General features: G+C 72.4%; 18 protein-coding genes. 3 read left to right on the top strand and 15 right to left on the bottom strand.

Annotated features, from left to right (window positions below; translation table 11 throughout):
* Nucleotides 1–86: 86 nt before the first annotated feature.
* The 10 genes from ACQPYA_RS14280 to ACQPYA_RS14235 all read right to left on the bottom strand — a co-directional run bounded on the left by ACQPYA_RS14280 (nucleotide 87) and on the right by ACQPYA_RS14235 (nucleotide 10,756).
* Complete coding sequence (locus ACQPYA_RS14280) at nucleotides 87–509, bottom strand: DUF4913 domain-containing protein (protein WP_433533067.1); 423 nt, start codon at nucleotides 507–509, stop codon at nucleotides 87–89.
* A gap of 22 nt (nucleotides 510–531) precedes the next feature.
* Nucleotides 532–1,986, bottom strand: coding sequence for a glycoside hydrolase family 19 protein (locus ACQPYA_RS14275; RefSeq protein ID WP_433533066.1), 1,455 nt, complete (start codon nucleotides 1,984–1,986; stop codon nucleotides 532–534).
* Between the two features lie 4 nt (nucleotides 1,987–1,990).
* On the bottom strand, nucleotides 1,991–3,757 hold the full coding sequence (locus tag ACQPYA_RS14270; RefSeq protein ID WP_433533065.1) for a type IV secretory system conjugative DNA transfer family protein: 1,767 nt from the start codon (nucleotides 3,755–3,757) through the stop codon (nucleotides 1,991–1,993).
* Nucleotides 3,750–5,561 (bottom strand): ATP/GTP-binding protein, encoded by a 1,812-nt coding sequence (locus tag ACQPYA_RS14265; RefSeq protein WP_433533064.1) that lies wholly within the window; start codon nucleotides 5,559–5,561, stop codon nucleotides 3,750–3,752. Before ACQPYA_RS14265 ends, ACQPYA_RS14270 begins: the two co-directional genes overlap by 8 nt.
* Complete coding sequence (locus tag ACQPYA_RS14260) at nucleotides 5,558–7,057, bottom strand: SCO6880 family protein (RefSeq protein ID WP_433533063.1); 1,500 nt, start codon at nucleotides 7,055–7,057, stop codon at nucleotides 5,558–5,560. The genes ACQPYA_RS14265 and ACQPYA_RS14260 overlap by 4 nt, the downstream gene beginning before the upstream one ends.
* A 25-nt stretch (nucleotides 7,058–7,082) precedes the next feature.
* Complete coding sequence (locus ACQPYA_RS14255) at nucleotides 7,083–8,321, bottom strand: hypothetical protein (protein ID WP_433533062.1); 1,239 nt, start codon at nucleotides 8,319–8,321, stop codon at nucleotides 7,083–7,085.
* Between the two features lie 3 nt (nucleotides 8,322–8,324).
* Nucleotides 8,325–9,068, bottom strand: a complete 744-nt coding sequence (locus ACQPYA_RS14250) for a hypothetical protein (RefSeq protein ID WP_433533061.1) — start codon at nucleotides 9,066–9,068, stop codon at nucleotides 8,325–8,327.
* Between the two features lie 53 nt (nucleotides 9,069–9,121).
* Nucleotides 9,122–9,439, bottom strand: coding sequence for a hypothetical protein (locus tag ACQPYA_RS14245; protein ID WP_433533060.1), 318 nt, complete (start codon nucleotides 9,437–9,439; stop codon nucleotides 9,122–9,124).
* A gap of 64 nt (nucleotides 9,440–9,503) precedes the next feature.
* Nucleotides 9,504–10,202, bottom strand: a complete 699-nt coding sequence (locus ACQPYA_RS14240) for a hypothetical protein (protein WP_433533059.1) — start codon at nucleotides 10,200–10,202, stop codon at nucleotides 9,504–9,506.
* A complete protein-coding gene (locus ACQPYA_RS14235) occupies nucleotides 10,199–10,756 on the bottom strand; it encodes a hypothetical protein (RefSeq protein ID WP_433533058.1) in 558 nt (185 codons plus the stop codon). The genes ACQPYA_RS14240 and ACQPYA_RS14235 overlap by 4 nt, the downstream gene beginning before the upstream one ends.
* 278 nt (nucleotides 10,757–11,034) lie before the next feature.
* Here ACQPYA_RS14235 and ACQPYA_RS14230 point away from each other — a divergent pair, with 278 nt between their 5' ends.
* Nucleotides 11,035–11,529, top strand: coding sequence for a hypothetical protein (locus ACQPYA_RS14230; protein ID WP_433533057.1), 495 nt, complete (start codon nucleotides 11,035–11,037; stop codon nucleotides 11,527–11,529).
* A 330-nt stretch (nucleotides 11,530–11,859) separates the two neighbouring features.
* On the opposite strand, the gene ACQPYA_RS14225 is transcribed toward ACQPYA_RS14230, so the two are convergent.
* The 3 genes from ACQPYA_RS14225 to ACQPYA_RS14215 form a co-directional block, all read right to left on the bottom strand.
* On the bottom strand, nucleotides 11,860–12,510 hold the full coding sequence (locus ACQPYA_RS14225; protein ID WP_433533056.1) for a hypothetical protein: 651 nt from the start codon (nucleotides 12,508–12,510) through the stop codon (nucleotides 11,860–11,862).
* 254 nt (nucleotides 12,511–12,764) lie between these two features.
* The gene (locus ACQPYA_RS14220) at nucleotides 12,765–13,664 is read right to left on the bottom strand and encodes a zf-HC2 domain-containing protein (RefSeq protein WP_433533055.1); all 900 of its coding nucleotides are present in this window, start codon (nucleotides 13,662–13,664) and stop codon (nucleotides 12,765–12,767) included.
* A gap of 65 nt (nucleotides 13,665–13,729) precedes the next feature.
* The gene (locus ACQPYA_RS14215; RefSeq protein ID WP_433533054.1) at nucleotides 13,730–14,299 is read right to left on the bottom strand and encodes a sigma-70 family RNA polymerase sigma factor; all 570 of its coding nucleotides are present in this window, start codon (nucleotides 14,297–14,299) and stop codon (nucleotides 13,730–13,732) included.
* Nucleotides 14,300–14,680: 381 nt separating this feature from the next.
* Between ACQPYA_RS14215 and ACQPYA_RS14210 the strand changes: the two genes are divergently transcribed.
* Complete coding sequence (locus ACQPYA_RS14210; protein WP_433533053.1) at nucleotides 14,681–16,288, top strand: ricin-type beta-trefoil lectin domain protein; 1,608 nt, start codon at nucleotides 14,681–14,683, stop codon at nucleotides 16,286–16,288.
* Between the two features lie 86 nt (nucleotides 16,289–16,374).
* On the opposite strand, the gene ACQPYA_RS14205 is transcribed toward ACQPYA_RS14210, so the two are convergent.
* On the bottom strand, nucleotides 16,375–17,862 hold the full coding sequence (locus ACQPYA_RS14205) for a S8 family serine peptidase (protein WP_433533052.1): 1,488 nt from the start codon (nucleotides 17,860–17,862) through the stop codon (nucleotides 16,375–16,377).
* A 216-nt stretch (nucleotides 17,863–18,078) separates the two neighbouring features.
* Here ACQPYA_RS14205 and ACQPYA_RS14200 point away from each other — a divergent pair, with 216 nt between their 5' ends.
* On the top strand, nucleotides 18,079–20,286 hold the full coding sequence (locus ACQPYA_RS14200; protein ID WP_433533051.1) for a hypothetical protein: 2,208 nt from the start codon (nucleotides 18,079–18,081) through the stop codon (nucleotides 20,284–20,286).
* Here ACQPYA_RS14200 and ACQPYA_RS14195 read toward each other — a convergent pair.
* A complete protein-coding gene (locus ACQPYA_RS14195) occupies nucleotides 20,265–21,890 on the bottom strand; it encodes a hypothetical protein (RefSeq protein WP_433533050.1) in 1,626 nt (541 codons plus the stop codon). The genes ACQPYA_RS14200 and ACQPYA_RS14195 overlap by 22 nt on opposite strands.
* Between the last annotated feature and the right edge of the window lie 65 nt (nucleotides 21,891–21,955).

Here is a 21,955-nt window from a genome sequence, read left to right as displayed (position 1 = left end):
CCACCACCAACGCAGCCGGCCGGCACTGTGTTCACGGCTCGCCCGGATCAGATCCCGGCCGCGTTCGTACGTCGTCCCGTGCCGCCTCAGTCGTACACGTCGTCCGCCTCGACCTCGGGACGGTCCTTCGGGCGGTGCAACCCGGGTTTGCAGCCGGCGAAGGGACCGTTGGCGCTACGCAGCGCCTCCATGGTTGGCCAGAGGTAGCTCTGGTGCCATGTCGCCGGGTCGGACGCCTGCGCCTTCGGGCCGGTCCGCTCCTGCCAGGCCAGCCAGAGCCCGTGCAGGTAGGCGATCGCCTCCGGGTGTTCCCGCCAACGGGGACACCACGGCGACGAGGAGCTGACCTCGCCGCCGTACACCGGCAGCAGCAGGTCCTCCACCCAGGACGAGAGCCGGCGGAGTTCCTCGACGTACTCCTCGCCGTAGAGGTAGAGGATGAAGAAGGGCCTGGCTTCCTCGGCGTCCTCTGGTTCTTCGGCTGAGCCCGGCGGTGTCGCCTGCGTCATCGCGGGGTCACTCCACTTCGCCCTAACACCTCAGGGTGCTCTCGTCGCCGGGGTCGACGCCCAGGGTGCTGGCGAACCGCTGGTACGCGTCGACCCGGGCCTGCACCTGGGCGCTGTTCCGGCCGCCGCACTCCAGGGCGCCGTTGATGGTCCGGATGGTCTCGCCGAAGCCCCCGCCGCCGGTGATCGCCGCGTGCGCGGTCATCGTGCCCGCGCCGGACTGGGTCATCCAGAACCAGAGCGCGGTCTGCCAGGCCACCGAGGCGTCGTTCTTCACCAGGTCGGGGTCGTTGAGCAGGTCCAGGCCGAGCGCGTCGCCGGCGGCCTTGTAGTTGGTGTTCCAGCTGAGCTGGATCGGACCGCGCCCGTGGTAGGCGGTCTGTCCGGCCGGGCATCCGTAGGGCTGGCCGGTGTCGCAGTAGTTGCCCCAGGCGGCCTGGTTGATCTCCTCGACGTGTACCAGGCCGCCGGACTCGTGGTCGATGTTGGCCAGGAAGGCGGCCAGTTCCCGCTTGCGGGTCTGCTGGTCGCCGGTGCCGGCGAAGGCGGGGAACTTCGCCATCGCGTCGGTCAGCCCGGCGTAGCTGTAGAAGGAGTTCCGGCTGGGGAACATCGCGGCGAAGTCCGACCCGCTGAGCAACGTCGTGCCGTCGGTGTCCGACTCGTCGTCCGGATCCGCCTGGACGGGCAGGGCGGTGGCGGAGTCGGGGTCGGGGTCGGGCTCCGGTTCCGAGCCGTCGCTGGTGTACGTCGCGAAGAGCCCACGCACCTGGAACGGGTAGCTGCCCATGGCGAGCACTGGCATGCCGCCCTGGGCCTTGACTCCCTCCAGGCCGATGTCCCAGGCCATCAGGGTCAGCGTGAGGTGGTCGCCGACCACCTCCTTCGCCGCCAGCAACCGCTTGGTCTCGGCGGCCAGGTGGCAGAAGTACCGCGCGTGGGCGTGGATCGAGTCCTTGGCGTCGAGCGCGGAGGCTTCGCCGCTGTCGTCGTCGTCCTCACCGAACTCGTCGAACACCTCGGGGGTCAGCTGGGAGAGCCCCTTGCGCCCCTGCGGGCCCTCCTTGTCCGCGTCGAACCCGGACGCGTACTCGATCTGCGCCGCAAGGATCACCGGGGTGAGCAGCGCGCACTCCTTGGCGGCGGTCTTTATCGGCGCGACCAGCTCCTGGTCCGGCACCTTCGCCCCGGAGAAGGTGCCCCGACCGTCGCCGCCGGCAAGCTCGATCAGCGCGTTGGCGCTGCCCGGGCCGCCGCTGCTGGACGGGTCGGCGGCGGCGGAGGTCATCTGCGAGCCGCCGGCCATGGCGAAGATGACGACCAGGATGATCAGGGCCAGCACCGCGAGGGCCGCCAGTGGCAGCATCCCGATCATAGAGATCACCAGCCAGGCCAGTTGCGAGGCGTCGAAGCCGATGACCGGCCGCTGGGCCTGCTTCTGGGCCTGCCGGGCCGCCTGGAGCTTCTTCAGCGCCATGCCCTCAGCTCACCCGGCCGAGTTGCCGTCGCTGCCAGCTCGCTGCGGCGCGTTCGGTGATGGCCTGCACCTCGGCCTTGGCCGCCGCGGAGATCATCGCGGCATCGGGCTCCTTGTACCACGGGCGTAGTCGGATCAGCGCGGGCCGCACACCGGTGGCCAGCAGCAGGGCGGTGCCCTTGGGCAGGGCCCGGATCTTGTCCGCCGGCAGCACCTGCTCCTGCCGGTACGACACCGAGCGGGACGAGCCGTCCTTGGAGCGGGAGTATGAGGGGGTACGCACGTCGTGCTGACCGACCAGGCGGGCCACCTTGTCGACGAAGTCCGCGTCGTCCAGCCCGGCGCCGAGCAGCTTGATGGTGGCGGCGCTCCAGAGCGCGTCCATCCCCGGCTCGCCCCAGACCCGCACCCCCTGCCGGTAGCTCTGCAACAGGGTCACCACGCTGATGCCCCGCGAGCCGAGGTGGCTGTAGAGGTCGGGCAGGTCGGAGATGCGGCACACGTTGGCCGCCTCGTCCAGGATGGCGGTCATCGGCGGGTCCAGCCGGCCGCCCATCCGCTCGGCGGCGACCACCCCGGCGCGGATGATGGCGTCGGCCAGCCCGGCGATCACCCCGGCGGCGGAGCCGCCGCCGTCCTTGGAGAGCAGGTAGAGGGTGTCCCGGCCGAGGACGTGTTCCTCCGGGATGAACTCCGGAAGGTTCGGGTCGGGGCTGACCCAGGCCAGGATCTGCGGGTCGAGCAGGCAGGCGACGCACTGCCGGGCGGTCTCGTAGATGCCGTCGCGGGTCTCCACGGCGCCGCGTACCGTGCCCTGCAACTGGTCGGCCATCGCCGACATGCCGACGTCGCGGAGCAGGTCGACCGGCGTGCGGTCGGCCGGGTCCGCGAGCCAGGAGAGCAGTTCCTCGACGGACGAACCGCTGCGCGAGGCGGCGAGGAAGAGCGCGGTCAGCGTGTTCTGGGCGGCGGCGATCCAGAAGTCCTTCTTCGACGAGTCGTCGTTGACCGAGCTGACGAAGTGGCCGGCCAACCGCCGTGCGCCCTCGATGGTGTCGCAGCCGCTGAGCATGTCCCACCACATCTCGCGCTCGGTGTACGCGATGCCCTGCGGGTCGAAGGTCCACACCCGGCCGACCTTCGTACGCTCCTGCCGGGTGACGGTGAACACGTCGGACTTGTTGGACGTCAGCAGGACCGCGCCGGGTGCCCGCAACACCCGTGGGATGGCGATCCCGGTGGACTTGCCGGCGCGTGGCGCCATCAGGTCGAGTTCGACGTCCTCGAAGGAGGAGCGCAACTCGGGCCCGGCGGGCATGAGGTCGCCGAGCAGGTTGCCGGTCTCGTCGGGGCGCAGCCGGGCGGCCTCCTTGAGCGACGGGCGCAGTTCGCGGGCGCGGGACTCGCTTCCCTTGCCCATCATGCCGCTGAGCTCGCCGGGTCGGGCGAGACTGCGGGGCTCCCGGAGCCGGCGGACGATCCCCCGGGCGAGCAGGACCGCCGGGGTGCTGCCGAGCAGGACCAGCGTGACCGCCCCGCCGTAGACCAGGTACGGCGGAACCCCCGGCCAGACCTTCCCGGTGGCCCCGCTGACCAGGCTGAGGTGGGTGTCCAGGGTGAACGGCGCGGGTTGCCAGCCGTGCCCGGTGAGCGCGGCGGCGAGCGCGCCGCCCAGCCACAGCAGGACGAAGACCACGAGGTTGAGCAGGGCGAAGCCGGGAATGAGCCAGGGCAGGTACTCGCTTCCGATCCCTGCCGGGCGGCTACTCATCGGTGCCCCGTTCGTGGTGCTGTTGGTGGTCCCCGCGCGGCGCCGGCCCGGCGGTGCTCGGCAGGTCGCCGCCGGTCACGGCCCGTACCACGGCGGCCCGTTCGGCCCTCAGCCGCTCGGCGTCGCCGTTGGCGACCCAGCGGGTGTTCGTGTCGTGCAGGTGGCGTTCGGCGTCGGTGATCGCGACCCGGATCGGGATGCCCGGCCGGCCACCGACCTTGATCAGGAAGCGGCCCCGGCCGGGCGGCTCCTCGTTGCCGCCTTCCTGGGCCCAGCCCGGCGGCGACGACCAGGACGACACCAGCTCGATCTCGCGCCGGGACAGCCCCACCACCCGCCCCAGATCCTCCATCTCCGCTTTGGGCAGGCCGGCGCAGGCCACCATGCCGGCGCGTTCGACGAAGCCCCGGGCCTTGGCCTTATCGGCCTCCGAACCCAGCGCCTCGGCGTCCTTCAGGGTGTGGGTGATCTTCGCGTCGGCGAGGCCGAGGGAGCGGTTCAGCCGGGTGAGGGCGTCGATCCGGTCGACGATGCCGGAGGCGGCCCGCAGCGGACGCCACAGCTCGTCGAGGACGGTGAAGAACCAGCGGCGGGGTGCCAGTCCCGCGTCGGCCAGGGCGTGCGAGGCGGCCACCGTACCGAGCCCGTCCGACCAGGCGGCGAGCATCGCCGCGGCGGTCAGCTGCCCGTCGGCCTCACCGATGCGGGAGATGTCGATGCAGACGGCGGTGGCGTCCGGGTCGATCCGGGTCGAGGTCTCCGAGGCGAAGGTGTCGCCGAGCGGGCCGTCGAGGATGCCGAGCAGCGACCGGTGCAGCGGGTCGACGGCATCACGGTAGCGGGACTCCTGGCCCCGGTCGAGGGTGATCTGCCGGACCCGGGGCGGCCCCTCCTCCAGCACGCTGAGCAGCTGCGGCAGCCGGAACGTCTGCCCCGGCGGGGTGTGTTCGCGCAGGTGCCGCAGGCAGGCGGAGAGCACCGACTGCTCGTGGTCGCTGATCGGCACGCCACGGACGATGGTGAGCAGCGCCGCGACCATGTTGAGGACCCGGCCGTGGGTCTCGGCGGCCAGGGCCTGGCCCGCCTGTCCACCGATCTTCGCGGCGGCCCTGCCCATCGCGCCGGGATCGAGGATGTTCAGCCCGCCGACGCCCCGGCCGATGGAGATGACCTGCCCGCCGAGGGCGCGGACGGTGTCGGCGTAGTCGGGTTTGAGGTCACCGAGCACCAGCGGCACCACGCCCTGCGCGGTCAGCCCGATCAGCATCCGGTTGATCAGCGTCGACTTGCCGAGGCCGGGCATGCCGAGCATGAACAGCGACGGGTTGGAGATGTACCGGGCCCGGGTGAACCAGTTGAGCGGGTCACCGCAGACGGTGGCCCCGGTGTGGATGTGCTGGCCGAGCGGGATGCCGGTCATCGGTGCGCCGGAGCCGGAGGCGAAGGGCCAGAGGCCGCAGGCCTGCACGGTGGTCGCCCGCCACATGGTCGGCGGATCCACCGCGGCCACCCGGCCACCACCCAGGGTGTACGAGCCGCGGTGCGGCACGTTGTCGTCCGCGTTGGCCCGGGCCAGCCGTCGCAGGTACCGCTGCTCGGCCGCCTCCTCCTGCGCCCTGCGTCGACGTTCGCGGCGCAGCGCGCGTGGCGTCTGCTTGCCGGTCTCGTCAGGCTCCCGGTCCTGCGCCTCGGCCGCCGGCACCACCAGATCGGACATTGCCGTGATCGGTCCGGAGGCGTGCCGTGGCCAGCCCCGGCCGAGATCCAGCAGCCGGGTCCCGAGGCCGCCAAGGGTCTGCGTCACAGCGCCTCCTTCAGCTCGTGCGGGATCATCGTCTGCTCCCACGGCAGGATGCCGACCGGAAGCGCGCAGGAGAACGCGGCGGCCTGCATCCGGTCGGCCGGACGCATCGCGATGCGGGTGGCACCGAGCAGGTTGCGCATCGTCACGTCGGCGTCGCGGACCTCGGCGGCCGAGTCGACGGTCAGCGTCACCAGCATCGAGAACTCGACCAGTCCCGCGCCGGAAGCCTCCTCCGTCGCGGTCTGCTCGGCGGCCTCGATCTCGGAGATCGCGCGGGCCCGGACCAGGCCGCGGGTCGAGTTGGCCATGAACTGGGCGGACCGGCGATCCGACTCCACGATCTTGGCAGAGGTCGCCGGGTCGATCGGGCGGTAGACCAGGGCCACCCGTTTGCGGCGGATGCCCATCGCCGGGTCGAGCAGGCTGCGCAGCACACCGGAGCGCACCGTGCCGCGCGGCGCCAGGGTCAACAACCAACTGCGGGAGATCCCGGAGTCGTGCTGGTAGTGGGTGACCGTCTCGACGGCGGCGGCCGGCCCGGCGTCGGCCCACTCCAGCCCGGTGCTGCCGTGCTGGGCCCGGACGTCGAGCACCTCCGCGGCGACGGCCGGATCGTACGCGACCCGGACCACCTCGGCGATCCGCTCGGCCGACAGCGGCTCCGCCGACCCGCCGCCGGCCGCGACCAACCCGCTGAGCACGCCCGGCAGCCGCAGCGCCAGGTCGGTGAGCATGGTGTCGTGGTCGCGCCGGGCACCCCCGGGTGCCGAGTAGGTGAGGGTGAGGAAGGTGTTCATCTCCGACGACGCGTCCGGGTACGTCTGCACCACCTCCTCCATCACGGCACGCGCGGCCGGCGGGGCGTCCGGGGAGATGCGACCCAGCACCTCGGTGGCGAGGCGGGTGCCCGGGTCGGGGGCGGTCTCGATGACCACGGCGGCGCCCCGCAGGCCCGGCTCGTGCGCCAGCCGGGACAGCCACTCGCCCCAGAGCGCCACCCAGGTGTCGACCTGGTCGGGGTCGACGAGGGAGCCGCCGTCCGGCTCGCAACTGAGCACGATGGTGTACTGGTTGCGGTTGCGGTGGTGGAGCACGCCGAAGGGACGGTCGTAGGGGTCGCGTCCCTCCAGCATGGTCACCCGGCTGAGCAGCCCGGGTGGACGGAACCGGCCGCCCGGCCGCGTCGACAGCGGCCCGGAGGCGTACAGGTGCTGCCCCTTGGACTTGCGCCGCAGCCACCCGATCCGGACGGCGGCCATGTTGTAGACGTTGCGGCCGTCCTGGGTACGGATCGCCAGCGGCGCCAGCATCACCCCGAGCGGGAGCCCCACCACCAGGGCCGCGCTCAGGGAGACCATCGAGGAGATCAGGATCATCACGAGCGCACCGAAGAGGCCGACGGTCCCGACCAGGCCCAGCGAGCCCAGCCCGGCCCGGCGAGGGCGACGCCAGTTGCCGTAGGTCGGTGTCTTCATGGATTCCGCGGTCGTACTCATGCTGGTCCTTCTCCTCGTCCCGACATCAGCTACTCACGGTCACGATCAGGGAGCGCTCCGCTGGCGATGTTGCTGGCGTGCGTGTGGGTGGTGGCCGCGGCCTGCACCACCGTGGCCGCCGCACCGATCGTCGCGGCCGCCACGCCGGCCGCGCCCCGCGCGGCCCGCCCCGCTCTCGACCCGCCGCCGCCCGACCCACCGCCGGATCCAGCACCGGACCCACCACCGGAACCACGGCCAGACCCGCCACCAGACCCGCCACCGGAACCGCCGGCAGCGCGGCCGCCGCCCGAGGCACCGCCCGCCGACGAGCTACCTCCGCTCGGCCCCGGGGCCGGCCGGCGGAGGCAGCCCCGCCGCCACCGGCGCCAGCGATCTTCTTCGCCCCGCTCGCCACCGCACCCGCCGCGGCGGCACCGGCAGCGACGCCCGCGCCGACGCCACCACCCGAGCCGAGGCTGGCCATCGCCGGCACGACCAGCCGCATCAGCGCGGGCAGGGCGACCGCGGCCATCAACAGGACCGCAGCGCCGGCGAGTTTGTAGTGTTTGGCATCGCCGCCGGTGGCACCGATCATGGCGGCCCCCGAATACATGATCAGCCCGACCACCGGTTTGAAGGCCAGCCAGGCGATCATCCAGGCGATGTGCTTGCGCCACCACCCCCCGCCCGACTCGGACATCGAGGCCGCCGCGGCCAGCGGCAGCGTGCCGGTGAGCAGCACCATCACGCCGAGCCGGATGTACATCAGGATGACGTGGATGCAGCCGGCGATCAGCAGCAACAGGCCGATGATGATCAGCAGGAACGCGGTGAGCCCATCCGTGCCGCAGTTGGCGATCAGCTTGAGCTGCGCCTTGATGCCCTGGTCGTAGAGATGGCTGCTGTAGTTGTCCGCCTCGGTGGCCAACCAGTTGAGCACCGTCCAGGCCGCGCCCACCACGAGGATCATGCGGACCAGGCCCATGAGGGCCACCACAAGGGACTGGCCCTTGCGTTCCAGTGCCATCCGGAACGCCGCGGCCAGCAGCGACGCCACCGCGATCGTGACGACCAGCCAGTCGGTCTGGAGGTGGATCTTGTCGTTGAGCTCCTCGTCACCGAGGGCCGGCACGTCGCCGAGGTTGGCGAAGAGTTCGACCGCCGCGCCCATGATGGCGCTGGCGATGTCGCTGAGAATGCCGTCGATCCCCTGCTCGAAGAAGCCGACGACCTGCCCGATCGTGCCGATGTACACCGCATCACCGGTGGCGCACTCGCCCACGTGTCACACCTCGTTCCACAGCACGAAGCCGACGAGGGAGACGACGGGGTTGACCCGCGCGTAGAGGCCGCCGGAGCTCAGCGGCCGAAGCTGCCAGTCCACGCCGTTCCAGTCCACGATGTAGTCGAGAGACACGTACAGCACCTCGGCCTGCCGGACGAGCACCCGGATCGTGGCCGTCCTGGGCGAGTACTTCAGCACCAGGAATCCGGCCAGTGCATTGGTGGTCTGCGTCGGCCCGGTCTCCTCGATCGACGCCCGCATCGCGTCGAAGTAGTCCCGCGCCAGCCCGGGCACGAGCTGCTGCTGGCTGACCAGCCGCCAGTCGGGACCACTCATCTGGCGGGAGATGGTGTGCACCGCCATGACCGCGCCCATCGGGGTGTTCGCAAAGCACCAGAGCAGCGGGCCGGTGGTCTTCAGCGGCCCCGCCGAGGCGGAGCGGGGGGCCTGGGCGCCGTTGAGTGGCTGCCAGCTGATGTCCCGCGGCGCCACGCTCGGAATCCGCTGGTCGGCATCGTCGGTGCGGCAGCCCTGCGGCCGGGAGCCGTCCGGAGCGAGGCCACCGATCGTCGGGCCGGACTCGGCCGCGACGCTGGAGTTGGCGTCGCGTCCGCCGCCGAGGGCCGCGACCGTGCCGACACAGAGGGCGAGGGCGAGAAAGGCGGCCGACATCTGCCACCGGCGTTGCTGCCAGTACGGCTTCTCCTCCTCGGCCCCGTCGTCGGAGGCAAGTCTCAGTCTCATGGCACCCCACCTGTCCGGTCGGACGATCGCTTCGGCCTACGCTCGGTGAAAGGTCAGTTGCCCTCGCCCCCGCCGGTGCCGAATACCCAGGTGACGATCGGCCCGGCGGTGGCGACCAGGATGCAGCCGCCCAGCACCATGCCGAGTCGGCTCATGTGCTCCGAGCTCTCGCCGCGCTTGTGGGAGATGGCCATGACCGCGCCGGTCACCAGGACCCCGAGGACACCGGCTGCGGTGCCGGCCCAGGCCACCAGCCCGAGCGCCTGCTCGACCTTCTCGGCCAGGTTCGACGGGAGGTCCCCGTCGGTGCTGGGCTGCGGAACCGCCATCGGAATCCGCCGCAGGCTGTAGAGGATGACGGAGAGGGACATGTCGTCTCCTTCGAGATCGGATACTGGTTCTCCCCGACGGACCGCGCGCCGGCCCGTCGGACGGTCATTCGGTGAGGTTGAGCCACTCGACGATCGGGCCGGCGGTGGTCGCCAGCAGGCACGCCGCGAGGACGAACGCGATGTGTTTCGTGTACTCGGTCCGTTCCTCCAGGGCGCCACGCCGCAGCTGCGACGCCAGCGTCGCGCCGGTGATCAGCAGGCCGCACACGGCCGCGGCGCTGACACACCACGCCATCAGGCTCAGCAACTGCACGATCGGTTCGTTGGGGTTGGTCCCGTCGATCGTGTACTCCTCGATCTCCGGCGGTTCGAAGTTGATCGGGTTGATCGCGCTGTCGCACTGGAACTTCCCGGCGTGGACGGCACCCTTGAACGTGCAGTTCCTCGCGCCGGTGATCTCGACGTTGTCCTTGGTCACCGACTCACCGGTGAGACCGGTGTGCATTTCGAGGTCCATCCACACGGTGTCGCCGGGGTTGTACTCGGCGGTCAGGCTGATGGTGCCGTCGGTCGAGCCCTTCTTCCCCGAACAGGACCGGTCCCCGCCCCCGGGCGGATAATTGTTCACCGTCGTGCTGGTCTTCAGGCACAGCGTGTAGAGGAACGCGGCGCTGCCGCCGTCGATCTTCACGGTGTAGCTGTCCGCGGCCGTGACCGCGGTGGCCGGCGGCAGCGCCCCCAGCCCGGACAGCCCCACGACGAGCAGGGCGGCAAGCGTCCCGATCCGGGCCAGCCTGGTCACGGTCTCCCCCAGGACTGCCGGGGCCCCGCGTCCACCAGCGCGGCCAGCCGGGACAGCTGCCGTGGTGGCCGCTTCGGCTCCGCGCCCACCCGGTATGACGGAATCCACGGCAGCCGGTGCACCGGGGCGATCGAACGCAGTAGCCGGATCCGGCCGAGCAGGGGCGCCGGCAGCCGACCGGCGGCATCCGCGATCAGCACGACGCCCAGCAACCGCATGCCAGCCGGGTGCCGCCCCTCCTGTAGCGCGTGCAGCGCGCGGGAGACCGCCCGCAGGCCGTCCAGGTTCGTCCGCCCGGCCACCATGACCCGGGCGGGTTCGGCGAGGGCCGGGTCCGGCCAGCGGCAGCCGATGTCGGTGCCGCCCAACAGCCGGGTCAGCGTGGTCGCGCCAGCCCCACCGTGGGCGCCGATCCACCCGATGCCGTCCTCGGAGAGGCTGTCGCGCAACCAGATCGGGCCATCGTCGTACGCCCGCACGGCGAGTGGATCGTCCAGCACCGGTTCCCCGGCCGGGAAACCCGGACGCCGTAACGCCACGGATCCGTTGCTCATCTACCTCGCCTCCCTTCCCTGCTCGCCTCTGCGGTCACCGGCCGCACCACCGGCACCGGTGACGGCCGCTTAACGGCGCTACCGGGCGCTCGGTTCAGGGCGAGTTCGGAGTTTTTCCGTCACCCGCCAGCAGCAGCGTCGGACGGGTTCCGCCGCTGCCGCTGCGACCAGGCACGCCACCTCGGCAACGAGCGACGGAATTAGTTCGACCGCAGGACGAACCCGGCGGCGTCGGAGCCGTAGTAGGCGGGCATAGCCTCGACCTCGGGAGGAAACCGATGCTTCCGCCGCGCTCCCAGCAGGACACCGCCACGCGCAGCCGGCTGGCGCACCGCCGTGCGTCGCCGACCTCCCTCTCGCCGCCTGCGGCGGTCGCGCAGGCCGCGGCGCTGGCCAGCGTCGGTCGCGCACCTGCCGACGAGAGGCCGTCGGTAGCCCAGCCGCGACTCCAGGACGTCGACGCGCTCAACGCCGAGCGGAACCGTGCCTGGGGCCGCGCCAACCAGGCCCGTGGTCTGGCTGCCAAGGAGTACCTCGACGACCGGGCCACCCCGACCGGTCACCCGGCGGCCGAGAAGGAGTCGCGCGAACGGAACTGGACCACCGCCGATCACTCCCGCTGGCGACGGCTGGCCCTGGCCGCCCAGGACGGCCCGCCGTTGGCCGCGGCAGCACGCCTCACCAGCGTGCGCGGCACCGGGGCGAAAAGTCAGCCGGCTGCGCTGCCGTCGCCCGTCGGGTCCCGTCGCCGACCGCAGGCGCGGTCCCGCTGAGGCTCGTGGTCCACGCACCACCGGCGTAGCGAAGCCCCCGGGTGCCGGTGCACCGGCACCCGGGATACCGGTAGCGGGTATGTCGGTGCCGGGCGGCGGTGTGTCCGCCATCCCGGCACCCCGCACCGATCACGACGATGTCAAGGACGTGCCCGGCACCTGCGGTGCCGGGCACGTCGCCACGGGTACCTTTGAGTACGCCGGGCCGCAGACACGGCGGGTATCCCTGGCCCGTCACCCGGCTGCCGACTCAGATGTCATGGCTCGCCGTCACGGGCCAACCGTCGACACCTTCGTCCCACCGCACCGTCCGAGGAACACGAAGAATGGTCAACGGCTCGCACGCCGCCGCTGCCTCGTCTCCGGTGCAGGCGGCGTGTTCGGCGCTCCTCCGGCGGGGGCGGACCGCCAACTGTGCACCGAACCAGAGGAGGACGCAAGGGCCGACCTGGCGGATTCCACCTCCTGTTGAAGCGACCTGACCTCTTGTTTCAACTCGTCGTACCCCTCGCCCTTGGCCTTCTTGGCCGAAGGCTTGGTTCCCCACTTGGCGACCTGGGTCGCCATCTGAGCCACGTCGATGGCGAACTTGGCGGTCTCCTTGTTGTTGCCATCCTCCATCGCCAGGTCGACGGCCGTGCGGCCGACCGAGAGCGCGAAACTTGCGACGTTGGCCGCGATGTAATACGGATTCTTCACCTCGCCTTTTACGTAGGCGTCAATGCCTTCGGCCGCCGTGGTCCCCAAGCTGGTGACAGCGTTGGTGATTTCGAGACCAAGCTGCACCTTTTCTTCCTGGAACGCATAGTTGTTGATCAGCGAGCCGAAGGAGGTGGTCGTGGTGACGATGGCACCAAGCTCCGACGTCAGGCTGTTCGCATCCGGGTGGGACTTTCCGAGTGACGAGAGCTGGTCCTTCAGCCACTTTGACAGGTTCCGGGCCGGTGGCGCCTGCTGTCGCTCAACGTCGACGTCAGTCATTGATTTCCCTCTCGATCAGGACGATTCCTCGCCCAGTTGACGGATGCGGGTGGCCGCAGTGGGACTGCCGGGAACCCTCGGTCCGGCACTCTTTGACAAATCCGGTGGTCGGCCGATGCAATTCCTCCCGCCGGTGCCGGCTCCTGCCGCGATGACGTATGCCGGGCCCGCCTGGTTCATCAGACTGGCCAACTTTTTGGGGAGAATGCTCGGCAGCGGCAGGGATCGCCAGCCCGAGGTGGACCGGATCGCGGTCAGCGGGGTGAGGCGGGATTCCTGGCGATCGGGGCGGTCACGATCGCGGAGCCGTCGACCAGGCCGACCGTGATGAACGACAGCTCGTCGACCGGCAGCGACGTCTCACCGGCCACCTCCTGTGGCCCGGACGAGGCGGTCCAGTCGCGGATGACATGCGTGGCGCCGTCGCGGGTCACCGCGAACAGCCGGTAACGGAGGCCCTGCCGCAGGCCGGTCGCGGTGATCCGGATCGTGGCGCTGCCCTGGTGGCCGACGGTGATGACGACGGAGAGGCTGGCCCCGTAGCCGGGCGCCTCTCCCGAGGCGGTCAGCACCGGGTCGGGGCGGGCAGTCCACTCGTTGACCGCCACCACCCCGCCGGCCAGCGCCAGAACCAGCGCCGCCGCACCCGCCCAGAGGGCCCGGCGCCGCCGCCGGAAGCCGGCCGTCGAGCCCGGACGCGTACTGGACGGACGCCTGCCCGTCGGGCGGTTGTCGGCCGGGGAACGGGCTGCGCCGTCGTCGGTGCCGGACCGTACGCCGCCGGTGGCGGTCTGTCCCGCGCCCGCCTCCGCGGACCCCGCGTCGCTGTCGCTGGCCGGTAGCGTTCCGCCGCTCGTATCGGCTGCCGCCGCGCGGACAGCCGTGGTGGCTGACGCGCCGGATTCGGACGCCTCGGCATTCGTGCCGGGTGCCGGCGTGGACGGCGGGTCAGCGGCGGGTGGCGACCAGTCCACGTCGCCCAGCCCGGCCAGGCCGCTGATCGAGGGGCCGATCTCTGCCGCCTCGTCCAGGCAGTGCCAGCAGCCGGCGAGGTGCTGCTCGAACGACTCGCGCTCCGCGTCGTCCAAGGCACCCATCAGGTAGAGGGCCAGCCTCTCCTGCTCGGCCATGGCGTGATCCCCGCCTGCGCGCATCCAGCCCTCTCCTCAACGGGTCGGCACCACGCGGTGTGTCTGTCTGGGTCCGGGCGACCTTGGGATCAGGACGACTCGGTCGAGCCGATCGCGGCATGCAGTGCGCGTACCGCGTAATAGGCTCTGGATTTTACCGTACCCTCGGGTATCCCCAGCCGCACCGCTGCTTCGGCTACGGAGGCGCCCCGGTAGTACATCTCTAGGAGCACCTCACGGTGCTCCGGGCTGATCTTCCCCAGCGCGGGGCGCACCGCGTGGACGCTCACCACGCGATCCATCTCGTCGTCGCTGTCGGGGACCCGGTTGAGGTCCGGCAGGCTGACCTCGGGCGGCCGGGCCTGCCGGGCCCGCATCGCGTCGATCGCCACGTGCCGGGCGACCGTGTAGAGCCATGGCGCGATCTTCGACGGATCGGCGGCCAGCCGCTCCGCGTTACGCCAGGCGCGCAGAAGCGTCTCCTGGACCAGATCCTCGGCAAGATCCTGCTGCCCGAGCAGCAGGCGGGTGAGGAAGCGGTGCAGGGGCTGGCGGTACTCGTCGACGATCTGCCTCAGCAGTGCCTCGGCGGCGGACGGCTCGATGGCGGCACGCTCCGAAAGGCACGGTCCGATCGACTCGTTGGGGACCGCCGACACAGACCGCCTCCCTGACGGACGGAACGCACCCTGCCGGCCGGGTGGACGTGACGCAGCGGCGTCCTCCCGGCCCTGACCGTGAGCATAGCCGCATTCGTGGCGGACCGCCCTTCGCAGGTCGCTCGTCCGCCCGTCACCGTGCCCACGGCCGCCACATCGGGCCGATCGTGCCTGAGCAATCTGGTCTCCTCTACTGTCGACGGTGCGGGCCGGCGGCCGAAACCGCCGACCTGACGGAAACAGCGCCGCCCGATTGACGGCTGCGCACCCCGGCCGGTTCAGTCTCAGGCGGCACGGATCGAAAAAATCCGCAGCGGCCTTGAACGCCGGACGGCGGAGATCCGTCACGACAGGTGTCGCCACGCCGAAAGGGATGGCCCCGTGACAACCGACCTGGTGCCCAACAAGTTCAGATTCGGCCGTACGCCGCGCAGAGTCGTGGCGGCCGTCCTGGCCGGACTGGCGATCCTCTCCGCCGTCACCGCCACCATCAACTGGGGAGTCGCCTCGGCCCGCGACGACACGGTTGTCGGTGACGCCGTCACCGAGAAGCAGATGACAGCCATCGCCGCCGCCGCCCGCTCCTGTCCGGCGCTCACCCCGGCACGGATCGCCGGGCAGCTGATGGCCGAATCGGGCCTGGACAACCGGGCGCGGAAGACCCGCTCGGGTGGTCAGGGCATCGCCGGCCTCGACGACGACGACTGGAAGGCGTGGAAGCCGTGGCCGGACGCCCGGCGCTCGGATCTTTCGGCGAGCATCCTGGCGCTCGCCCACCAGCTGTGCGACTTCAGCGGTCAGCTCCGGATCGCCGGCAACTCCGGTGACCGGTGGCGTCTCGCGGTGGCCGCCTTCCACGTCGGGCTGCCCGCGGTCACCGAGGCGGAGGGGGTGCCCGCCGACGCCGTCGAGTACGTCGACCTGGTCAGCGGCTACGCCGGGTACTACGGCAAGTTGAAGCAGTTCGGTGGGGCCGGCACGCCGGAGCCGACCGCGCCGCCGGCCGCCGACGCGAAGGGCGTACCCGCCCAGTACGTCCCGCTCGTGGTCGAGGCCGGGTCCGTCTGCGACCAGGTCACGCCGCCGATGGTCGCCGCCCAGCTGATGGCGCTCTCCGGGTTCGACGCCAACCTGCTCGGCCCCACCGGCCAGCGGGGCATCGCGCAGTTCGTCCCGGAGGTCTGGCAGGCGTACGGCCCGGACGGTGGCTCGGCCTGGGACCCGACGGTGGCGATCCCGGCCGTGGGCGGTGCGATGTGCGGCCTGGTCGAGGAGCTGTCCAGCCTCGACGGTGACCCGTACCTGCTGGCGCTCGCCGCCTACCGCGGCGGGCCGACGGCCCTGCGGCAGACCGGCGGCGCCTTCGACCAGTCGACCGAGAGGTTCCTGCGGGCCGTGAAGGCCCTCACCGACCTCTACACGCTCGACACCCGGCTCGTCCGGCCCAAGCCGGCCGAGCCCGACCCCTCGACGCCGTCGCCTGATGCTCCGGCGCCGGACCCGACCACGCCCTCCTCCGACGGGTCGCCGCCGGCCAGCAAGCCCACCCGCTCCGCCGCGGCGAAGCCGACGACCGCCGCACCGAAGCCGGCGGCCCCGAAGCCGACCCGGCCCAGCGGCGCCAAGCAGCTCTTCCACCCGCGTACCGGGCTCTGCGTCAGCTCCGGCAGCACCGGCGACGGTACGCGGCTCACCCTGAAGACCTGCGCCGAGGAGCCGGCGCAGTGGTGGGCTGTCCGCGACGACGGGACCATCCGGTCCCAGAATCTGTGTATGGACATCGCCTGGGGCGCCTCCGAGGACACCACCCCGATCCAGGCGGCCATCTGTAGCGGCAACCCGGCCCAGAGTTGGCAGATCAACGACAAGGGCGGCATCATCAGCCAACTCAACGGCAAGTCCGTCGACGTCGACATGAACGCCAAGGGCAAGCCGCTTGAGCTCTGGATCTACGTGGCCAACGCCGAGCAGACCTGGCGACTGCGGTAAGCGGCGGCTCGGCCACCACGGCGAGCACAAGTGGGGGGTACGGGCGGCGCGCGCCGCCCGTACCCCCCACGCTTCTCTGGCGGTGACTAACCGAAGGCGCGACGGCGGCGGAGCTGGAGCGTCAGGAACGCGCCACCGCCGATCAGCGCAAAGCCGAGGAGGACGAGGGCGCCCATGCCACCACCGCCACCGCCGCTCTCCGTTCCCGCCCCGACCGGTTGCTCGCCCTCGATGGTCCGGGCGACCGAGGCGGCTGGATTGATCATGCCGGAGCCGTACCGCCCGTCGGGGGTCTCGTCGCCCAGCGCGTCGGCGGTGCCCTGGATCCGCTGCTTGACCTGGACGGCGCTCAGCTCCGGATAGGCGGCCCGGACGAGCGCCGCCTGTCCGGCCGCGAAGGCGACGGCGAAGCGGGTGCCCGTGTAGCTCAGCGGGCCGGCGTCCCCCGGCCCGATGCTGGTCACGTCCGCACCGGGAGCGACCACCTCCACCGTGTTCGGCTGGTATTCCTCGACGAGCTTGTTGTCGGCGCCGACCCCGCCGGCCAGCAGCAGGGCGCCGGTGGCGTCGGCGCTGGGCGAGGGCAGCGTGACGGGCTTGGTCGGCGCGCCCGCCACCACGATCACGTCGTGGTTGAGCGCGGTGGTGAGCGAGGCGGCGACCGCCGGGGCGGAGAGGTCCACGTGGGAGCCGAGGGCCACCACCGACGCGCCCGCGCTCACCGCCACCTCGATCGCGTTCGCCGCGTCCGTGGCTCGTCCCTTTCCCGAGGCGCCGACCATCCGGACCGGCAGGACCGTGGCGTCGGGCGCGAGACCGGCCGGGGACTTCTCGGTGCTGGCGTTCGCGGCGATGATGCTCGCCATCGCGGTGCCGGTGCCCAGGCAGTCGGTGTCGCCACGGCCGTTCCCGACGGTGACGTCCGCGCCGACCGCGATGCGGCCGTTGAGCTGTTCGAGCCGGCCGTCCACCCCGGAGTCGACCACGGCCACCATGACGCCGTTGCCCCGGCTCAGGTCCCACGCGCCGTCGGCCGCCAACCGTAGCTGGGCCCAGTCCGAACGGCTGCTCGACGCGGCGACGGCGGTGCAGCCGGCGGTGCCCTTCGTGCCGGTTGGCGACGGGCTGGGGCTCGCGCTGGCGCTGGGGCTGGGGCTACCGGACGGCTTGGGGCTGCCGGTGGGCGTGGGAGCCTTGGTGGGGGGCTTCGACCCGGACGGGACCTGACCGTACTTCACCCCCTCGCCGACCGCGTCCCACGGCAGCACCAGGTACCACCCGGGGTTGAGCCGGGCCGGATCGGTCAGGCTCGCTCCGTCCGGCTGTACCCGTCCGGCGTTCAGGTTGTAGATCTCCGCGGATCGCTCGCCGCTGCCGAGGAACCGGATCGCGATCTCGGAGAGATTCTCCGGCTGCCCCTGGTGGGCCGCGGCGACGACGTAGTACTTGACGTAGGCCTGCGGATCCGGTGGGGCCTTCTGGGCCGCCGCCGGCCCGGCCATCGCCACGACCAGGCAGCAGGCAACCGCCACGCCCGCGAGCAGACGTGCAAGGTTCGGGCGCTTTGCCAGCACTGATGTTCCTCCTCCAGTAACCCACGGCCGATCGGCCGGGCCGACACCCTCTACAGCGGATCAGAGCCGGATACGTTCAATCCGATCGGCAGAAACGTGCGGACTGAGCTGAACCAGAGTCCGGCGGTCTCCGTCATGATGACGTAAGGGCCACGAGACCAGGTGATGTGGTGGGGTGCTGGCCGCCACGCCGGAAACGGACGGTGGTGAGAGCGCATGCAGGCAACATCCGCGACGACGGAGGCGGACGTCGACAAGCCACCGGCCACGCTTCGCTTCGATCACCGCCGGCACCGGCGGATCAGCGGACTGTTCGATCTCTGGCTGGCACCCGGGGCGCGCGGTGGGCTGGTCCTGCCGATGAAGCCCGACCGGCCGCTCACCGCACGGGCCATCACCGACCTGGTCCGGCGCTCCGGCGAGACCGCGGACGACGTACGGATCCTGGCCGACGACGGCGCCCGGCACATCGAGCTGTTCAGTGAGGTCGCCGGCCTGCTCGCCCACGACGTCCTGGTCAGTCCCGAGGGCGCGGAGATCCGGCACCACGACCGGCAGGGCGGGAACGGGCCGCTGCACGCGGTACCGCTCGACCGGGTGACCCGCCGGAGCCGGGACTGGATCGTGATCCAGCCGCCCGAGCTGGCCACTCCGCTGCCCGGCTGGTTCACCGTGGACCACGGCCTGGTCCGCCCGCGCCGGGGCGTGGTGGGCCTGCCGCTGCACGGCGGGCTCGTCCTCGCCACCCGGGCCGACTTCGTCACCCGGCGCGCCACCGCGCACCGGCTCGGCACGGCTTCGGAGGGGCTGGTGACCGTGGCGGTCACGGCCCGGGCCGGTGGCTTCCTGGTCGGCGACTACGGTGGCACGCAGCGGGTGTACAGCGGCGGCCAGCTCGCCGCCCTCCTGGGCGACCTTCCGCTCTACGGCCGGGACCTGCGGCTCTGGCTGACCTGGCCGTCCGATCCGGACGAGCAGCAGAGCCTCGGCACGCAGGCACAGGAGTTGGCCGAGACGACCGGCGCCACCGTCTGGACTCCGCCGGCGGGTGGCAGCGCGGAGCTGGTCGACGCCCGGCAGGACCTGCGCGCACTCGACCACGCCGGGCAGGCCGCCGAGTGGCAGGCCCACCGACCCCGGTTCGCCGCCGCTCCGGCGGCCTTGCGCACCACCCCGACCGGGCTGCTCGTGCCGGCGTCGGCCCGCCTCAGCATCACGGTGAGCAGCACGACCCCGCCCGACACCGATCGAGCCGAATCGACCCCGCCCCCGGAGGCAGCGCCGCCCGAGACCGCGCAGCCGGTCGAGGCGGCACAGCCGGTCGAGGCGGCACAGCCGGTCGAGGCGGCACAGCCGGTCGAGGCGGCACAGCCGGTCGAGGCGGCACAGCCGGTCGAGGCGGCACAGCCAGCCCTACCGACGCGGCCCGGGGCAGCACCGCCAGCGGCGAAGGCACAGCCCGTCGAGGTCGAACAGCCAGCCGGGGCGGAGCAGCCGGCCGAGCCGAAGCCGGCCGTCGCGGGGACGCCGGGTGGACCGGCGCTCGTACCCGAGACCCCGCTTCCCCGCCCGGCGCTGACCGCCGAGAACCGCCGGGCGGCGGCGTACGGACCGGCGTGGCTGTCGCCGGGACAGCAGGTCAACGCCGAACAGTTCGAGGGTTTCGTGGTCGCGCCGGCCGACGCCCGGCCGGTCGCCGACGGCCTGCCCAGTGCCGAGCTTTTCCTGCTCGCGTTCCTGGATCCCCGGTCGGTGCCGGAGGGCGGTCGGCTGCTCCGGGTCCGGGTGGGACCGGGTGGCGCGATCCCGATGGGGGTGATCCGGGCGCACCTGCCCGCACGCCTGCAACACCTGCGGGGCCTCCGCGAGGCGTACCTCCTGCCGGCGGCGCGCCTGGACCGGGTCATCGCGGTGGACACCTTCGACGTCGACCGCGCCGGTCACCTGACGCCGGCCGGCGAGTGCGAAAGCGAGTCGCTGCGGATCCGCTGCGCCTCCCCGGCCCGGTCGACCGCCGGGCTGCCCAACGACGTACGGCGCTGGCCGACCTTCGGCACCCGCCGCGCGTACGCCCTCCTGCCGGCGGACCGGGTCCGGCTGCCGCGCCACTGGCTGCGGCTCTACCTGCGCCGGCCGCCGGTCCGGGCGGGACGGCTGATGCTGGAGCTGCGGGTGCCGAGGGGCCGCGCGATCGACGTGACGTCAACGGCCGACCTGCTCACCCCGCTCACCGGGGTCCGAACCCAGGCGGAACGGCTACGCGCCGCGCAGGTGGAGCTGGTCCTCGGCAGCCGCTCCTACCAGCGGGTTCGGGTACGCCGCGCGTACCGCGCCGACGACGGTGTCTGGCAGCGCGTACCGCGGGTGCCGAAGGCGGCACTGCCGACCGTCCTACCTCGGCTTCAGTCCCCGACGCCGAGCTGAGCCGACCAGCGGCCATCCGGCACCGGACCGATCACCACCGGTATGCAGCGGGCGCCGGTGGCCTTGGCGAGCCCGCGTATCCCGGCCGCCGCGTCCGCCGGCATGCCGGCGGTGATGACCACGTACAGGCCCGAACCCGAACCGCCCCCCTCCAGGAGACCGGTCAGGCTGTGGCAGCCGTCGAAGGTCTCGGCGCCGAGCGCGTCACCGACGACGGCCACCCCGATCCCGCCCGCGTGCAACTCCCGGGCGTACGCCGCAGCCAGCCGACGGCACTCCTCCATCGCGCCGACCAGGGTGAACACGTCGGGTGCCCGGCCGAGGTCGACCTGGAGCCGCCACGGCCCCTTGCGTCCCAGCACCAGCGGCACGGCCGCCGCGGGCGCCGGCTCGTCGTCGGCGAGCCAGGCGTAGGCGGGCGTCGTCGGCCCGGTGGTGACGCCGGCCAGGCGTACCAGGATCGGGCCGACCTCGGTGAGGACGTCCGCCCGGACGTACGGCACGTCGCCGTCGTCCGGCAACGCCGGCCGGGGCAGGACCGCGACGCCCGCCCGCCCGACACCGTCCGCCGCACCGGCCGGCTCCGGCCCGGCCGATCGCCCGGTGGAGGCGTGCGTCGGCACCACGCCGACGAGGGGAGGCCACTCGGGCGGAGGTGCGGACGGCACGGAGACCGGGGCCGGCTTCGCCAATCGCAGCTGCGCATGCTCCGCCGTCCGCAGGTCCGGCAACCCCCGCTCCGCCGTCTGCTCCGCCTCGGACTCGGCCAGGCCGGGTGCCGCCGCCGACGTCCCCGGGCCGGGCCGAGCGTCCGGCCGGGTGGCCACCGCGACGGCGTCGAGTTCGGCCGGCGTCGGCGTGTGGTGCCGTTCCGGCGGCCACGGCCCGTCGTCGAGGGTCACCGAGCGCATCTGGCGTACCCGCCGGGGCAGCACCAGGATCGCGACGACCGCGAGTGCCACCGCGAGCACGGCCGCACCGACCCGGACCTGGTCGGCGCTGAGGCGACCCAGTACGGACGGCTCGGACCTCGACGGGGGGCCGGCCACGGCCGGCGACTCCGCCGGGGCTGCGCTCGGCGGCGGCTGGGATGTGGTGGCGCTCGGTGCGGGCGGCGTGCTCGGCGACGCCGCCGTCTTGCTCGGCGAGGGTGCCGCCGTGCTCGGCGACGGCCGGGGGGTCGGCGGCCCGATCGCCGGGAGCGCGCCGGTCCGCACCCCCGGACCATCGGCGTCGCGTGGCAACACGAGGATCCAGCCGGGCGCGAGTTCGACGCCGTCGGTGAAGGTGGCCCCGTCGGGCTGTTTCCGGCCCCGGTTGAGGTCGATGATCTCGCGGAACCGGTTGCCGTTGCCGAGGGTGAGCAGGGCGATGCTGTAGAGGTATTCCCGCTGGCCGTTGACCGGCGGCCCGACGACGTAGTATTTGCCGGTCTCGGCGGGCGCGGCGGCGGTGGCCCGAGCGGTCGGGGCGAGCGGCACGAAGAACACCGCCAGCAGCGGCAGCAGCCACCAGAGCGCTCGCCGTCGTCGAGCGCCCGGGGGCCGCGACCGGGCCGGCCGAGTGCCCGCCCTCGACGCCCGACCCCGGCCATCCGTTTCCATTCGCATCCTTCCGTCCCGGTGTGTCCGCGAAGCATCGTGCCGCAGGTACGACCGGGCCACGCAGC

Source organism: Micromonospora sp. CA-263727 (assembly GCF_050942455.1).
In the GTDB taxonomy this organism is placed as follows: domain Bacteria; phylum Actinomycetota; class Actinomycetes; order Mycobacteriales; family Micromonosporaceae; genus Micromonospora.
This window is presented reverse-complemented; position numbering and strand designations above follow the sequence as displayed.

Excerpts from the sequence above, each read along its gene's own strand:
- ACQPYA_RS14275 (WP_433533066.1), bottom strand. The coding sequence starts at position 1,986 with ATGGCGCTGAAGAAGCTCCAGGCGGCCCGGCAGGCCCAGAAGCAGGCC.
- ACQPYA_RS14235 (WP_433533058.1), bottom strand. The coding sequence starts at position 10,756 with ATGAGCAACGGATCCGTGGCGTTACGGCGTCCGGGTTTCCCGGCCGGG.
- ACQPYA_RS14220 (WP_433533055.1), bottom strand. The coding sequence starts at position 13,664 with ATGCGCGCAGGCGGGGATCACGCCATGGCCGAGCAGGAGAGGCTGGCC.
- ACQPYA_RS14230 (WP_433533057.1), top strand. The coding sequence starts at position 11,035 with ATGCTTCCGCCGCGCTCCCAGCAGGACACCGCCACGCGCAGCCGGCTG.
- ACQPYA_RS14250 (WP_433533061.1), bottom strand. The coding sequence starts at position 9,068 with ATGAGACTGAGACTTGCCTCCGACGACGGGGCCGAGGAGGAGAAGCCG.
- ACQPYA_RS14270 (WP_433533065.1), bottom strand. The coding sequence starts at position 3,757 with ATGAGTAGCCGCCCGGCAGGGATCGGAAGCGAGTACCTGCCCTGGCTC.
- ACQPYA_RS14245 (WP_433533060.1), bottom strand. The coding sequence starts at position 9,439 with ATGTCCCTCTCCGTCATCCTCTACAGCCTGCGGCGGATTCCGATGGCG.
- ACQPYA_RS14280 (WP_433533067.1), bottom strand. The coding sequence starts at position 509 with ATGACGCAGGCGACACCGCCGGGCTCAGCCGAAGAACCAGAGGACGCC.
- ACQPYA_RS14200 (WP_433533051.1), top strand. The coding sequence starts at position 18,079 with ATGCAGGCAACATCCGCGACGACGGAGGCGGACGTCGACAAGCCACCG.
- ACQPYA_RS14260 (WP_433533063.1), bottom strand. The coding sequence starts at position 7,057 with ATGAGTACGACCGCGGAATCCATGAAGACACCGACCTACGGCAACTGG.
- ACQPYA_RS14195 (WP_433533050.1), bottom strand. The coding sequence starts at position 21,890 with ATGGAAACGGATGGCCGGGGTCGGGCGTCGAGGGCGGGCACTCGGCCG.
- ACQPYA_RS14225 (WP_433533056.1), bottom strand. The coding sequence starts at position 12,510 with ATGACTGACGTCGACGTTGAGCGACAGCAGGCGCCACCGGCCCGGAAC.